This window comes from Pseudomonas fluorescens (genome assembly GCF_001307275.1).
GTDB lineage: Bacteria > Pseudomonadota > Gammaproteobacteria > Pseudomonadales > Pseudomonadaceae > Aquipseudomonas > Aquipseudomonas fluorescens_AA.
Genome location: NZ_CP012831.1, coordinates 6,363,388 through 6,378,252, shown reverse-complemented (window position 1 = coordinate 6,378,252; position 14,865 = coordinate 6,363,388). Strand labels below are relative to the sequence as shown.

General features: G+C 62.7%; 13 protein-coding genes. 8 read left to right on the top strand and 5 right to left on the bottom strand.

Going from position 1 to position 14,865, the window contains the following annotated elements; all coding sequences use genetic code 11:
- Nucleotides 1-42 precede the first annotated feature (42 nt).
- Entirely contained in the window at nucleotides 43-2,463 is a 2,421-nt protein-coding gene (locus AO356_RS27965; protein ID WP_060742574.1) for an efflux RND transporter permease subunit, read from the top strand.
- 65 nt (nucleotides 2,464-2,528) lie between these two features.
- Here the strand turns inward: AO356_RS27965 and mhpT are convergent, their stop codons facing one another.
- Entirely contained in the window at nucleotides 2,529-3,752 is a 1,224-nt protein-coding gene (gene mhpT, locus AO356_RS27960; protein ID WP_060742573.1) for a 3-(3-hydroxy-phenyl)propionate transporter MhpT, read from the bottom strand.
- A 312-nt stretch (nucleotides 3,753-4,064) separates the two neighbouring features.
- On the opposite strand from mhpT, the gene AO356_RS27955 reads away from it, so the two are divergent.
- Complete coding sequence (locus AO356_RS27955) at nucleotides 4,065-5,372, top strand: OprD family porin (RefSeq protein ID WP_060742572.1); 1,308 nt, start codon at nucleotides 4,065-4,067, stop codon at nucleotides 5,370-5,372.
- Between the two features lie 109 nt (nucleotides 5,373-5,481).
- On the opposite strand, the gene AO356_RS27950 is transcribed toward AO356_RS27955, so the two are convergent.
- Nucleotides 5,482-5,967, bottom strand: a complete 486-nt coding sequence (locus AO356_RS27950; protein WP_060742571.1) for a MarR family winged helix-turn-helix transcriptional regulator — start codon at nucleotides 5,965-5,967, stop codon at nucleotides 5,482-5,484.
- 213 nt (nucleotides 5,968-6,180) lie between these two features.
- On the opposite strand from AO356_RS27950, the gene AO356_RS27945 reads away from it, so the two are divergent.
- From AO356_RS27945 to AO356_RS27935, 3 genes are all read left to right on the top strand, one after another.
- Nucleotides 6,181-7,011 carry a p-hydroxycinnamoyl CoA hydratase/lyase gene (locus tag AO356_RS27945; RefSeq protein ID WP_003202420.1) on the top strand — a complete coding sequence of 277 codons (831 nt, stop codon included), beginning with the start codon at nucleotides 6,181-6,183 and terminating at the stop codon, nucleotides 7,009-7,011.
- Nucleotides 7,012-7,116: 105 nt separating this feature from the next.
- Nucleotides 7,117-8,565, top strand: a complete 1,449-nt coding sequence (locus AO356_RS27940) for an aldehyde dehydrogenase (protein WP_060742570.1) — start codon at nucleotides 7,117-7,119, stop codon at nucleotides 8,563-8,565.
- A gap of 141 nt (nucleotides 8,566-8,706) precedes the next feature.
- A complete protein-coding gene (locus AO356_RS27935) occupies nucleotides 8,707-10,584 on the top strand; it encodes a feruloyl-CoA synthase (RefSeq protein WP_060743232.1) in 1,878 nt (625 codons plus the stop codon).
- Nucleotides 10,585-10,716: 132 nt separating this feature from the next.
- Here AO356_RS27935 and AO356_RS27930 read toward each other — a convergent pair whose 3' ends face one another.
- Nucleotides 10,717-11,034 carry a DUF883 family protein gene (locus AO356_RS27930; protein ID WP_060742569.1) on the bottom strand — a complete coding sequence of 106 codons (318 nt, stop codon included), beginning with the start codon at nucleotides 11,032-11,034 and terminating at the stop codon, nucleotides 10,717-10,719.
- Nucleotides 11,035-11,197: 163 nt separating this feature from the next.
- Between AO356_RS27930 and AO356_RS27925 the strand changes: the two genes are divergently transcribed.
- Nucleotides 11,198-11,452 (top strand): hypothetical protein, encoded by a 255-nt coding sequence (locus AO356_RS27925; protein WP_003181187.1) that lies wholly within the window; start codon nucleotides 11,198-11,200, stop codon nucleotides 11,450-11,452.
- 3 nt (nucleotides 11,453-11,455) lie between these two features.
- Here the strand turns inward: AO356_RS27925 and AO356_RS27920 are convergent, their stop codons facing one another.
- The gene (locus AO356_RS27920) at nucleotides 11,456-12,364 is read right to left on the bottom strand and encodes a LysR family transcriptional regulator (protein ID WP_060742568.1); all 909 of its coding nucleotides are present in this window, start codon (nucleotides 12,362-12,364) and stop codon (nucleotides 11,456-11,458) included.
- Between the two features lie 85 nt (nucleotides 12,365-12,449).
- Between AO356_RS27920 and AO356_RS27915 the strand changes: the two genes are divergently transcribed.
- Nucleotides 12,450-13,373, top strand: coding sequence for a carbon-nitrogen hydrolase family protein (locus tag AO356_RS27915; RefSeq protein WP_060743231.1), 924 nt, complete (start codon nucleotides 12,450-12,452; stop codon nucleotides 13,371-13,373).
- A 1-nt stretch (nucleotide 13,374) separates the two neighbouring features.
- On the opposite strand, the gene AO356_RS27910 is transcribed toward AO356_RS27915, so the two are convergent.
- A complete protein-coding gene (locus tag AO356_RS27910) occupies nucleotides 13,375-13,845 on the bottom strand; it encodes an LEA type 2 family protein (protein WP_060742567.1) in 471 nt (156 codons plus the stop codon).
- A gap of 293 nt (nucleotides 13,846-14,138) precedes the next feature.
- On the opposite strand from AO356_RS27910, the gene AO356_RS27905 reads away from it, so the two are divergent.
- Nucleotides 14,139-14,855 (top strand): helix-turn-helix transcriptional regulator, encoded by a 717-nt coding sequence (locus AO356_RS27905; RefSeq protein ID WP_060742566.1) that lies wholly within the window; start codon nucleotides 14,139-14,141, stop codon nucleotides 14,853-14,855.
- Nucleotides 14,856-14,865 lie beyond the last annotated feature (10 nt).

Sequence of the window (14,865 nt, the reverse complement as noted above, 5' to 3'; positions counted from 1 at the left end):
TGTAGCGCTATCGGGCCACGGCTCGTGCAACAGGAGTCAAACTTGAAAGACGACAGAACCCAAACCGTGATCGGCCGCCAGGAAGACTTCGACCGGGCGTCGGGCAACTTCGCCGAGCGGGCGATCTTCAACCATCGACCGCTGGTGATCCTGCTATGCCTGCTGGTGACCTTGGTGCTTGGTTGGCAAGCCACGCGCATCGGCATCAATGCCAGTTATGAGAAAACCATTCCCACCGGGCATCCCTACGTCGCCAACTTCCTCGAGAACCGCAGTGAGTTGAGCGGCCTGGGCAACTCGCTGCGCATCGCCGTGGAGGTCAAGCAGGGGAGCATTTTCAGCAAGGATTACCTCGATACCCTGGCCAAGCTCAACGACGAACTCTACCTGCTGCCGGGGGTCGACCGCCCCTACATGAAATCGTTATGGACCCCGACCACGCGCTGGACCGCCGTGACCGAAGAAGGGCTCGACGGCGGCACGGTGATCCCCGACGACTACGATGGCTCGACCACCAGCATCGAGCAGGTGCGGACCAATGTGGCCCGCTCCGGGGAAGTCGGTCAATTGGTCGCTGGCAACTTCAAGTCCAGTGTGATCTTCGTGCCGTTGCTGGAAATCAATCCGCAGACGGGCAAGGCGCTGGACTATGGCGAGTTTTCCCGGCAACTGGAGGCATTGCGGGACAAGTACCAGACCGATGACCTGCGGATTCACATCACCGGCTTCACCAAGATCGTCGGCGACCTGATCGAGGGGATGACCCAAGTCCTGCTCTTCTTCGTGGTGGCGGTACTGGTGACGGTACTGGTGCTGTTTGGCTACACCCGCTGCGCGCGCAGCACCCTGGTGGTGGTGACCTGCTCACTGGCTGCGGTGCTCTGGCAACTGGGGCTGCTGGCGCTGCTCGGTTATGAGCTGGATCCCTACTCGGCACTGGTGCCGTTCCTGGTGTTCGCCATTGGCATGAGCCACGGCGCGCAGAAGATGAACGGCATCATGCAGGACATTGGCCGTGGCACCCACCGGGTGGTCGCCGCGCGCTACACCTTCCGCCGACTGTTCGCCGCCGGCATCACCGCCTTGCTCTGTGACGCGGTGGGATTCGCGGTGTTGCTGCTGATCGACATTCGAGTGATCCAGGACCTGGCGATCACCGCCAGCCTCGGGGTGGCGGTGCTGATCTTCACCAACCTGATCCTGCTGCCGATCCTGCTCAGCTATATCGGCGTCAGCCCGGCGGCGGCGCAACGCAGCCTGAGTGCGGAAACCACCGAGCAACAGGCGCAGACCAAACATCCCCTGTGGCGCGCGCTCGACCTGTTCACCCAACGGCGCTGGGCCATTGGCGCCATGTTGGCGGGTCTGTTGTTGGCCGCGTTTGGTTTTGCCGTGAGCCTGCACCTGAAAATCGGCGATCTGGACCCCGGCGCCCCGGAGTTGCGTGCCGACTCGCGCTACAACCGCGATGCGTTGTTCATGACCCAGAACTACGCGGCCAGCTCGGATATCTTCGTGGTCATGATCAAGACCCCGGAGGATCAATGCACCCGTTACGCCAGTCTGTCTGCGGTCGATGCGCTGGCGTGGCAACTGGAGCAATTGCCCGGCGTGGAATCGACTACCTCGATGGCGGCGCTGAGCAAGATCGCCACGGCCGGTTATAACGAAGGCAACTTCAAATGGTATGAACTGATCCCCAATGACGGCGCACTGGGGGCCGTGCAGACCCGTGCTCCGCGAGAGCTGTTCAATCAGGGCTGCTCGATGCTGTCGCTGTACGTCTACCTGGCCGATCACAAGGCTGACACCTTGAACCGGGTGGTGGAGGCCAGCGAGCAATTCATCGCCGGGCATCAGCTGCCGGAGGTCAAGTTCATGCTGGCGGCCGGCAGCGCGGGGATTGAAGCAGCGACCAATATCGTGGTGAAGAAGTCCATGCGCGAGATGCTGTTCTGGGTCTACGGTGCGGTCAGCCTCCTGTGTTTGCTGACCTTCCGCAGCTGGCGCGCGACCCTGTGCGCGATGCTGCCGCTGATGCTCACTTCGGTCCTGTGCGAGGCGCTGATGGTGGGGCTGGGCATGGGAGTCAAGGTCGCGACACTGCCGGTCATTGCACTGGGCGTGGGCATCGGGGTCGATTATGCGCTCTATGTGTTGAGCGTGATCCTGGCGCGGATGCGTGCCGGCGACACCTTGGCCCAGGCGTATTACCAGGCGCTGCTGTTCACCGGCAAAGTGGTGTTGCTGACGGGCATGACATTGGCTGTGGCGGTGTCGACCTGGGCCTTTTCACCGATCAAGTTCCAGGCTGACATGGGGATTCTGCTGGCCTTCATGTTCCTGGTGAACATGCTTGGGGCCTTGATCCTGTTGCCCGCCCTGGCCTGGTGGCTGCTGCCGCAGAGGGTCTTCGTAAAAAAGCCTGAGTCGAGTCGGCAGGCGGGGTGGGTGAGGGGCTGAGGGGCTGAGGGCGCTCTAGGATGGGGGCGCATATCCGTTACCTGATAACGGATATGCGCAGTGACTCAGGAATGCTCCACAACCGGATTCGTAGCCCTCAACCGCGGCCCCGCCGAATAACGAATCACACTGAGAACAGCCAACGTCGCAACCACCAATCCAGGAGAAGTCGCCAGCAATACAGCAGTGGTCCCACCCCCGGCCGCCAGGATCTGCCCGGCGGCCAAAGGTCCGGCCACCGAGCCCAGGCGCCCGATGGCCACCGCAGCACCAACCCCCGTCGCACGCACGGCCGTAGGGTAGGAGGGCGGTGCCAAGGCATAGAGAACCAGTTGCGCGGCCATGACGAACAACCCGGCAGCAAACCCGGCGATGCCCATGGGCACGATGCCGACCGACAAACCGACCCCGGCCAGGGCGCTCAGCAGGCCGGCATAGACGAACAGCACCACCTTGATGCCATTGCAGCGGTCCAGCAACAGGCCGCCCAGCAACGAACCAAGGGCGCCACCGATGTTGAACAGCATCTGCACCAGGCCCGCCTGGGGTTTGCTGAAGCCCTGTTCCAGCAACAACGATGGCAGCCAGTTGAGCAACATGTACATGACCGTCAGGGTGAAGAAATAGCTCAACCACAGAGCCAAGGTGGTACGGCCGCGACCTTCACCGAACAGCGCCTGGGCGGTGGAGCCACGCGATGAGCCGCCATCCTGCACCTGGCGAAAGGCGCTGGATTCGGGAAGCCACAGGAGCATCAGCGGCACCACCAGCAACGGCGCCAACCCACCGATGAAAAACGTCATCTGCCAGTGTTCGCCAAACAGCATGGCGACCACGGCGGCCAATGCGCCGCCCAACGGCACCCCCGCATACATCACGCTGATGGCCGTGCCCCGGCGCTGCTCACCCACGGCTTCGGCACACAGGGCAATGAGGTTGGGCAGGGCGGCGCCCAGGCCCAGGCCGGTCATGAAGCGCACCAGCAACAGGCTGGAGAAGTGTTCGACATAAGCGGTGCTGAGGGAAAACACGCCGAACAGCAAGACAGCGGCGATGAGGATTTTCTTGCGGCCGATGCGATCAGCGATCCAACCACCGAAGAAGGCCCCCGGCAGCAACCCGATGATTCCGGCGCTGAACACCCAGCCCATCATTTTCGGGTCAAGGGCAAACGTCTGCCGTAGTCCTGCGGCGGCGGTACCGGCTGACTGCAGGTCGAAACCCTCGATCAACGCAACAATGAAACACAAGGCAATGGTCAGCGTCGCACGACGCGCCGGACGGTCCATGGCAAATCCTCTTATTGTTTTTGTGAGGGGACACCGCTCGGAGGAAAACCGGCGGGTGTGTTTAAGATTAACAAAGCTAACTAAAAAATGAAGGGTGCCAGAAGGGCGTCCATAAGTGGCCAGTTCAGTATGCAAATCAGAGGCTTGGCAAGAATTCACGGGTGAATTGGTAAATTAGTTAATTACATTAATGTTCGATTATCGGACGCTAGCGATTGACGAAGCGCCCGTACGGTTTCCATTCTTTGTCCGCACGGCCCCCGTCGCCAAGCTCGGGCCGATCAAAACAACAACAATAAATGGACACCGAACATGCCAAACCTTGCTCGGGGCACGCTGACGGCGCGCCCTGTTTCATCTCTCGTCCCTCTGCTGGTCGGTCTCGGGCTGAGCCTCGGTTCTCCCGTATCGTGGGCGGAAGGTTTCATCGACGACAGCCACGGTACGCTGACCCTGCGCAACTACTACATGGACCGCGACTACAAGGACGACGGCGCCAAGACTGCAGCCCGGGAATGGGCTCAGGGTGTGTTCATGAACATGGAGTCGGGGTTTACCCCGGGTACGGTCGGATTCGGCCTGGATGTCAGGGGGTTGCTGGGCATCAAGCTTGACTCGTCGCCGGATCGCAGCGGCACTGAACTGTTGCCGGTGTCCAGCAGCGACAAGCGCGCGGCGGATGAGTATTCGCGCCTGGGCGTGACCGGAAAATTGCGTTTCGCTCAAACCACGGTGAAGACCGGCGATGTATCGATCTTCCTGCCGTTTGCCTTTGCCAGCCCGTCGCGGCTGCTGCCGCAGACCTTTCGCGGAACGACGCTCAGTTCCAAGGATCTCGACGGTTTGACGTTGAACACCGGGTATATCGATCGCATCGCTCGCCGCGATTCCACCGATTACCAGCCGATGAGCATCGCCTCGCCCAACCGCCGGTTCAACGGCGCGGCGACCTCTTCTCATATGGCGTATGTGGGGGGGGACTACCAGGTCAACAAAGACCTCAGCCTGCGGGCTTACCACGCCGAAGTGGCGGATCTGTACCAGCAGAACACCCTGGCGTTGTTGCATAACCTGCCCCTGGGCGATGGCGTCCTGACCACCGACCTGCGCAGTTTTTTCAGTGACGACGACGGTGCGGCCAAGGCCGGAAAGGTGGACAACCGCAATGTCTCGGCGCTGGTCGGCTATCGCCTGGGCGGGCATCGCGTGAGCCTGGGCTACATGCACGCCAGTGGCGATACGGCCACGCCTTATGTGTCCGGCACCGAGTTGATGGGCTTGAGTGAAATGACCATGAGCTCGGACTTCCTCAATGCCAAGGAGCGCACCTGGCAGGCGATCCATGACTACGATTTCGCCGCCGTGGGCGTGCCGGGCCTGAGGACTCGACTGCGTTATGTGCGTGGCGATCACATCGAGCTGGCGGCCCTCAATGCCGAGGATCGCAAGGAGCGTGAGTTCCAGATGGAGTTGGGGTACGTGATCCAGGGCGGCCCATTGAAGAACGTCGGGTTGCTGGCGCGCAAATCGATCTATCGCAACAACTTTCCGGGTACGGCGGCGTTTCGCGACGAGAACCAGACCCGGTTCCTGGTGACGTACAGCGTGCCGATCTGGTGAGTTTCAAGTCGGTTGGCTAGCGCTTGTGGGAGCAAGCTTTGCTCCCACATAGCGGGGAGGTGCGACGATTCGCTAAACCCTCTCGCCGCAGGGACCCGCGCCAGGCTTGCTACTGGTAGACCTTCTTCAACAACCGCAGCAACTCCTCGCGCTCAGCCCCTGAGAGGGCAGCGGTGGAGTCAAGGTCGCTCTGGGCGGCGATTTGCTTGAGCTCCTTGAGCAGGGTTTCGCCGGTCTTGCTCAGGAAGATCCCATAGGAGCGCTTGTCCGGCTTGCAGCGCACGCGCACCGCCAGGGCCCGGCTTTCCAGCTTATTGAGCAGCGGCACCACTTGCGGCGGTTCGATCGCCAGGGCCTTGGCCAGGTCGGCCTGCATCAGGCCGGGATTCTGGTCGATGATTGCCAGGGCCGAGAACTGGGCGGGCCGCAGATCGTGGACGGCGAGCCGGCCAATCAGGTTCTGGAACAGCTTCAGCTGGGCGCGGCGCAGGGCGTAACCGATCAGGTCGTCCAACGCGGAGTCCAGCGGCACCTGTGCGTCGGTACCGGCGACCAGGGGCTCGGCGGGTTCGGCAAGCTTGGAAGACTTGGCCATCGAAGTGAGTGTCCTCAAGGTAAGTGGTTAACAAGGCTATCCAGTTTGCCGGGGTTGCGGCGCCCTGGCTACGGGCTTGTGCATATTCGAATTTTTTTACCTTCGATCTCGCCTCTGAAAAATACAGATAAACCGATTAATAGTTAATTGACATAACTAAATTTCCGGTTTAGTTTTTGATCATCTTCAGCCAAGAACAAGAGAGCACGCATCATGAGCAATTACGAAGGTCGCTGGAAAACCGTCAAGGTCGATATCGAGGAGGGCATCGCCTGGGTCACCCTCAATCGCCCGGAAAAACGCAACGCCATGAGCCCGACCCTCAACCGCGAGATGATCGACGTGCTCGAGACCCTGGAGCAGGATCCGGCCGCAGGGGTGCTGGTGCTGACCGGGGCCGGTGATGCCTGGACCGCTGGCATGGACCTCAAGGAATACTTCCGCGAAGTGGATGCCGGGCCGGAAATCCTCCAGGAAAAAATCCGTCGCGAAGCCTCGCAATGGCAGTGGAAATTACTGCGCATGTACGCCAAGCCAACCATCGCCATGGTCAATGGCTGGTGTTTCGGTGGTGGTTTCAGTCCGCTGGTGGCGTGCGACCTGGCGATCTGCGCCGACGAAGCGACCTTCGGTCTCTCGGAAATCAACTGGGGCATCCCGCCGGGCAACCTCGTCAGCAAGGCCATGGCCGACACCGTGGGCCATCGCCAATCGCTGTACTACATCATGACCGGCAAGACCTTCGGTGGGCAGAAAGCCGCCGAAATGGGCCTGGTCAATGAGAGCGTGCCCTTGGCGCAGTTGCGTGAAGTCACCGTGGAACTGGCCCGCAACCTGTTGGAAAAGAACCCGGTGGTGCTGCGGGCGGCCAAGCATGGCTTCAAGCGTTGCCGCGAACTGACCTGGGAGCAGAACGAAGACTACCTGTACGCCAAGCTCGACCAGTCGCGCCTGCTCGATACCGAGGGTGGCCGCGAGCAGGGGATGAAGCAATTCCTGGACGACAAGAGCATCAAGCCGGGCCTGCAGACCTACAAGCGCTGAGACAACCGCGCGGCGGGCGCCATCGTGCGCCCGCGGGCTGTTCGTCCAAGGCCCTCGGCGCTACTGTGAACGTGTTCCCGATAAAGACAATAAAGAGGAATCACCATGCTGGACGTGCCCCTGTTGATTGGCGGCCAGTCGTGCCCGGCCCGCGACGGCCGGACCTTCGAGCGCTGCAACCCGGTGACCGGTGAGGTGGTGTCTCGCGTGGCCGCCGCCACCCTGGAAGATGCCGATGCCGCCGTGGCCGCCGCCCAAGCGGCGTTTCCTGCCTGGGCCGCGCTGGCACCCAACGAACGCCGCACGCGTCTGCTGCGGGCTGCCGAGCAGTTGCAGGCCCGCAGTGGCGAGTTTATCGCCGCGGCCGGCGAGACTGGCGCCATGGCCAACTGGTACGGTTTCAATGTGCACCTGGCGGCGAACATGCTGCGCGAAGCGGCGTCCATGACCACCCAGATCAACGGCGAAATCATTCCATCCGACGTGCCAGGCAGTTTCGCCATGGCCCTGCGTCAGCCCTGTGGCGTGGTGTTGGGCATCGCGCCCTGGAACGCCCCGGTGATTCTCGCCACCCGCGCCATCGCCATGCCCCTGGCCTGCGGTAACACCGTGGTGCTCAAGGCTTCCGAGATCAGCCCGGCGGTGCACCGGTTGATCGGCCAGGTGTTGCAGGACGCCGGGCTGGGTGACGGTGTGGTCAATGTCATCTGTAACGCACCGGCGGATGCGCCGGCCATTGTCGAACGGTTGATCGCCAACCCGGCGGTGCGCCGGGTCAATTTCACCGGTTCGACCCACGTCGGACGCATCGTCGGCGAACTCTCGGCGCGCCATCTCAAACCAGCGTTGCTGGAACTGGGCGGCAAGGCGCCGTTGCTGGTGCTGGATGACGCCGACCTGGACGCCGCCGTGCAAGCGGCCGCCTTCGGAGCCTACTTCAACCAGGGCCAGATCTGCATGTCCACCGAGCGATTGATCGTCGACGCCCGCGTGGCGGATGCGTTCATCGCCAAGCTGACCGCCAAGATCGCCACCTTGCGTGCCGGTGATCCGGCGGCTGGCGATTCGGTGCTGGGCTCGTTGGTCGATGCCAGTGCCGGCCAGCGCATCAAGGGACTGATCGACGATGCCTTGGCCAAAGGCGCAACGCTGGTCACCGGGGGCCAGTTGGAAGGCAGCATTCTGCAGCCGACCTTGCTCGACGGTGTCACTGCGCAGATGCGCCTGTACCGTGAGGAATCCTTCGGGCCAGTGGCGGTGCTGTTACGCGGTGAGGGCGATGAAGCGCTGTTGCGCCTGGCCAACGATTCCGAGTTCGGCCTGTCGGCTGCCATCTTCAGCCGCGACACCACCCGCGCGTTGGCCTTGGCCCAGCGGGTCGAGTCGGGCATTTGCCACATCAACGGGCCGACCGTGCACGACGAAGCGCAGATGCCCTTCGGCGGGGTCAAGTCCAGTGGTTATGGCAGCTTCGGCGGCAAGGCGTCCATCGAGCATTTCACCCAGTTGCGTTGGGTGACCTTGCAGAACGGTCCCCGGCATTACCCGATCTGAAACCCATCGCGTCACGGGCGGTCGAGCCTCGAAAGCCGCCGCCCGGATGCAGGCCAGAATAACAATGACAAGGCCGCAGCCCCGCGCTGCCACGCTCCGCTCGCCTCGCGACCCGAGCGTGCCTTGGTGGAGGAAATGTACGTGAGTTCCGAGTCCAGATCGTCCTCCCGACCCGAGGCCGGGCGTTATCGCCAGGTGTCGATTGGTCATCCTGCCGTCGAAGTCCGGGAAGAGCGCGGCATTTTGCACATGCGCTCCCTGGAATCCCTGGCCCCGTTGCCGGCGCGTTTACTCGAGCGCCTGGTGCACTGGGCCGAGGTGCGCCCGCAGCAGACGTTCATCGCGGCCCGTGAAGCGGGCGGTGACTGGCGTCGTGTCAGCTATGCGCAGATGCTCGACAGTGTCCGGGCCATCGCCCAAAGCCTGCTCAGCTATGGTTTGTCAGCGGAAAAACCCTTGGCGCTGCTCTCCGGCAACGACATCGAACACCTGCAAATGGCCCTCGGCGCGATGTACGCCGGCATTCCCTATTGCCCGGTGTCGCCGGCTTATTCATTGCTGTCCCAGGATTTCGCCAAGCTGCGCCATGTGTGCGACCTGTTGCAGCCGGGGTTGGTGTTTGTCAGCGAAGCCGCCCCGTTCGAACGAGCGATCAATGCCGTATTGCCGGCGAACGTTCCCCTGGTCACGGTGCGCGGCGAGATGGCGGGCCGCTCCAGGACAAGCTTCGCCAGCCTGTTGGCCCAACCCGGCGGCTCGGAGGCCGAGCAGGCGTTCGCCGCCACCGGCCCGGACAGCATCGCCAAGTTCCTGTTCACCTCGGGCTCCACCAAGCTGCCCAAGGCCGTGATCACCACCCAGCGTATGTTGTGCGCCAATCAGCAAATGCTGCTGCAAACCTTTCCGGTGTTCGGCGAGGCACCGCCGGTGCTGGTGGACTGGCTGCCGTGGAACCATACGTTCGGCGGCAGCCACAACGTCGGCATCGTGCTGTACAACGGCGGCACGTTCTACCTGGACGATGGCAAACCCACCGCCCAGGGCTTCGCCGAGACCCTGCGCAATCTCAAGGAAATTTCCCCCACCGCCTACCTGACCGTACCCAAGGGCTGGGAAGAATTGGTCAGCGCCTTGGAGCAGGACGGTGAGTTGCGCGAGCGTTTCTTCAAGCGCATCAGCCTGTTCTTCTTTGCCGCGGCGGGCTTGTCCCAAAGTACCTGGGATCGGCTCGATAAGGTTGCCGAGCAGCATTGCGGAGAACGTATCCGCATGATGGCGGGCCTGGGCATGACCGAAGCGTCGCCGTCCTGCACCTTCACCACCGGGCCCTTGTCCATGGCCGGCTACATCGGTCTTCCGGCGCCCGGCTGCGAGGTCCGGCTGGTGCCGGTGGATGGCAAGTTCGAAGGGCGTTTTCGCGGGCCGCACATCATGCCTGGCTACTGGCGTTCGCCGCAGCAGACCGCCGAAGTGTTCGACGAGGACGGTTTCTATTGCTCGGGGGATGCGATCAAACTGGCCGATGCCAGCAATCCGCAACTGGGGCTGATGTTCGACGGGCGGATTGCCGAGGACTTCAAATTGTCTTCCGGTGTCTTCGTCAGCGTCGGGCCGTTGCGTAACCGGGCGGTGTTGGAAGGCACACCCTACGTCCAGGACCTGGTGATCACCGCCCCGGATCGCGAGTGCCTGGGTGCGTTGGTGTTTCCACGACTTGCTGAGTGCCGGCGCCTGTCAGGCCTGGGCGCGAACGCCAGCGACGCCCAGGTCCTCGCCAGCCCGCCGGTACGCCAATGGTTCGCCGACTGGCTGCAACGCCTGAACCGCGCAGCCAGCGGCAACGCCAGTCGCGTGGAGTGGATAGCCTTGCTCGATGAACCGGCGTCCATCGACCGTGGTGAAATCACCGACAAGGGATCGATCAACCAACGGGCGGTGTTGCAGTGGCGGGCGGGGAAGGTGGAGGCGTTGTACCGCGGGGAGGATGCGTCGATCCTGCGGGCGGGACCCGCCGCTTAAGGCAATAACAAGTCCCTGTGGGAGCGAGCTTGCTCGCGATGGCGGTGGTTCAGCAGCAGAGATGTTGTCTGACACACCGTCATCGCGAGCAAGCTCGCTCCCACATCAGGTCCGGGGGCTGGTTGCTATTGTTTAACGCCGTCCCAGCAGCAAACCCACCACCAGCCCGAACCCCGCGGAAATCGCCACGGTCTGCCAGGGGTGGCCGCCAATATAGACCTCAGTGGCATCGACCATTGGACGGGTACGCTCCCGGGCGCTGGTGACCGAGTCGAGCGCCTGTTGCAGTTTCTGGGATATCTGGCCTCGCAGGTCTTCGGCCTCTTCTCCCACCAGCGAGGCACTGCTTTTGAGCAGCTTTTCCGATTCTTCAATCAGCGCCGTCAATTCGCTGAAGGCTTGATCCTTGATTTGCTCTCCGTTCGCTTGCACGGTGCCTTTACGGGCCATGGAAGTACTCCTTGTGTGGATGATGGCATTGAACAATGGAGTGCTGCGCCGGTTAAAAAGTTGCAACGCCTAGGCCTTGGCAGGGCAGTCCATCGCAAATCGTGGTTAAGACGTTTCCCCGCAAGGTGTAAGATGGCGCCTATTTACGCAACAGGTAATTCCCATGAGCTTCAATCTGGCTGACAAGCCCCTGGCCGAGCGCGCCGCGCTGGAAGACGAAAAATCCCGACTCTTTGAACTGTGGCAAAACAACCTGGGCAAGGCCAAGGGCGATGCCGCCCGCCTGTTTGGCGAGCGCTCCAAGCGCAAGGGCAAGTGGGCCGAGTGGGTGCGTGCCGAACTGGACGGCATGTCGCCGCCGGAATACGCCAACATGGTGCGCAGTGAAGTCAATCGACTGATGGCCGCCAACAAGTAAACCTCAGGCAAACGTCGCGCTAATGGCCTCGCGCACCTTGAGCATTGCCGGATCCATTTGCGTGTGGGTCCGCCAGCCCAGTTCGATGGGGTAGCGGGGCAAGGCCAGGGGGCAGGGCAGCAAGGCCAGGCCGCTGAGGTCGGCAATGGCCCGGGCAGCGTGGGCGGGAATCGTCGCTACGGCCTGGCTGCCCTTGAGCAGGAATGGCAGCGCGGCAAAGTGGGTGGTCGAGGCACAGACTCGCCGACTCAGGCCAAGCCCGGCCAATCCTTCGTCGGTGATGCCGATGAAGCCCCCCGAAGACACCAGCAGATGCTCGCGGGCCACGAACGCCTCCAGGCTGAGGGATTGTTGGCCGTGTGTCAGGCTCGCCGCGTCCAACAGGCAGGCGTAATCGCCTTCACCCAATACCTGGCGGCTGAGCAGCCGCTGCGCGAAACCACCCGCCGTGATCGCCAGGTCGAGATCGCGCTCCATCAAGGCCCGGCCGACGATCTGGCTGTGGGTCTGACGGAAAATCAAGCGCAGGCCCGGCGCACGTCGGGCCACTTCGTCGATCAGGCGCCGCCCATGGGCAATCTCGAAATCATCCGACAGGCCGACGATGACCGAGCGGCCGTCATAATGGCTGGCATCCGGGTCGACCATCGCCAGGCTCTGGCGACATTTGTCCAGGGCTTCGCTGATCACCGGTTTCAGCTGGTTGGCCCGCAGCGTCGGCGCCAGCCCCCGACCCGTGCGCACGAATAGTTGATCGTCATACAACCCGCGGAGCCTGCGCAATGCGGCGCTGATGGCCGACTGGGTCACGCCCAGGCGCAGGGCGGCGCGGCTGGCGCTGGATTCGTCATGCAGGGCTTCGAAAGTCTTGAGCAGATTGAGGTCGATGTCGGCGATATTCATGGGGCTCATATCATTTAGCAGCATTCAGGGCTTTATTCATGATCGGCCGCTCCTCGAGAATCAGCAACACCTGATGATCACGGAGTTGAAAACCATGCCCAAATCCATTGTGGCTGCCCTGCAGATCGGCTCGTTGCCTGACGGCAAGGGCGAGACCCTGGCGCAGATCCTTTCCTACGAAGACGCCATTCGCCAGGCCGGCGCGCGCCTGGTGGTGATGCCTGAAGCGTTGCTCGGTGGTTATCCCAAGGGCGAGGGGTTCGGGACGCAACTGGGTTACCGGCTGCCGGAGGGGCGTGAAGCGTTCGCCCGCTATTTTGCCAATGCCCTTGATGTGCCCGGTGTGGAAACCGAAGCGCTGGCCGGGCTGTCGGCGCGTACGGGGGCGAGCCTGGTGCTGGGCGTCATCGAGCGTGTCGGCAGCACTCTCTACTGCACTGCACTGTATTTCGAGCCCGACGCGGGCCTGGTGGCACGGCACCGCAAGTTGATGCCCACCGGTACCGAACGGCTGATCTGGGGCAAAGGCGATGGTTCGACCTTGCCGGTGATCGACAGCCAGGTTGGCCGGGTCGGCGCGGCGGTGTGCTGGGAAAACATGATGCCGCTGTTGCGCACCGCGATGTACGCCAAGGGGGTGGAGGTCTGGTGTGCGCCCACGGTGGATGAGCGGGAGATGTGGCAGGTGACCATGCGGCATATCGCCCACGAAGGGCGTTGTTTTGTGGTCAGTGCCTGTCAGGTCCAGGCTTCGCCGCAGGCGTTGGGTATCGACGTCGCGCACTGGCCGGTCGAGCGGCCGCTGATTGCCGGTGGCAGCGTGATTGTCGGGCCCATGGGCGATGTGCTCGCCGGACCACTGAAAGACACTGCCGGGCTACTGACCGCCGAAATCGACACCGATGACCTGGTGCGGGCGCGCTACGACTATGACGTGGTCGGGCACTACGCCAGGCCGGATGTGTTCGAGCTGGTGGTGGACGAGCGCGCCAAGCCTGGCGTGCGCTTTACGGCGTGATTCACCACGTCGCCGCGGAGCCCGGCAGTTCGAGGGTCCCGCGGTCGACGAAGCGCATGGTGCCGAACACGCCGCCGGCGAGTTTGCCCTTGAGCACATAGGGCAGGTTGTCCAGGCTTTGGGTCTGGCTCAGGCCCAGGGTCTGGCGCAGCACGGAAAACGCCGAAATGCTCACCGGGACGCTCACGATCGCTTCGGAAAAGCGCGGGATCGAGCCGGTCTGGTCACTGACCCCTGTCGCCAGCGTACGGCCGTTGACCTCCAGGTCCAGCGCCACGCCGTTGTAGTCGATGGCGGTTTCGTTGGGGTTCTGCACGCGCAGCTTCACGGCGAAGCGTACTTCCAGGCCCTGGTTGGGCAGCGGTTCGATGCCGACCACGTTGATGTTCAGCGGGTCACGGTTCGGGAAGAGGGCGCAGGCGCTGAGGCTGAGCAGGATCAGGAATACGGAAAGGCCGAGGATTCTGCGCATGGATTGACTCTCAAAGAATGAAAAAAACCGGAAGCGAGTGAGCACGATACCCCACAGGTGCCCAACGGCAACCCACGAACCCTTGGATAGGGCGATTTTGTGGCGAGGGAGCTTGCTCCCGCTCGGTTGCACAGCAACCGCAGAAGCTTGGGGCCGCTACGCAGCCCAGCGGGAGCAAGCTCCCTCGCCACAAAAGCCCATGCCACAGCGATTGGATAGTAAGGGGGCTCCTGACAGTTTCTGACACCAGCCTCTGCTAATCTGCGCCATCTTTTCTTTGCGGACAGTCCATCGTGTCGCGTACCACTCGGCTGCTCACTTTGCTGCAAGTCTTGCGGGGCAAGCGTTGCCCGGTCACCGCTGCGACGTTGGCGGGTGAACTGAATGTATCCGAGCGTACCTTGTACCGCGACATTGCCGAACTCACGGCCCTCGGCGCGCCGATCCAGGGCGAGGCGGGCATTGGTTATGTATTGCGTAGCGGCCTGTTCCTGCCGCCGCTGATGTTCACCGCCGATGAAATCGAAGCCATTGTGCTGGGTTTGCGCTACGTGGATCAGCGCGCCGACGAGGTGCTGGGCAAGGCGGCCGCCGACGCCCTGGCGAAGGTCGCCGCCGTGCTGGCCCCGGATGTGCGGGATGCGTTACGCAACCCGACGGTACTGCCTGGCCCGCCGGGTTATGGTTATCCGCAGAACACCGTGGAGCTGAATGTCTACCGCCAGGCCATTCGTGCCCAGGCCAAGCTGCACATCGACTACGCCGACGTGAACAAGACCCCGAGCCAACGCCTGATCTGGCCGCTGGCCCTGGGCTTTTTCAACGAGGCGCGGGTGGTGGTGGCCTGGTGCGAGTTGCGCGGCGCCTACCGGACCTTTCGCACCGACCGGATTGCCTCGGCCACCGAGCAGGGCGAGCGGTATCCGGGCCGGCGCAGCGATTTGTTGCGGGACTGGTTTGCGTTGATGAAGCTGGACGAAACCGGGCGGTTCACTCCTGACAAAAACTGACACAACGCTG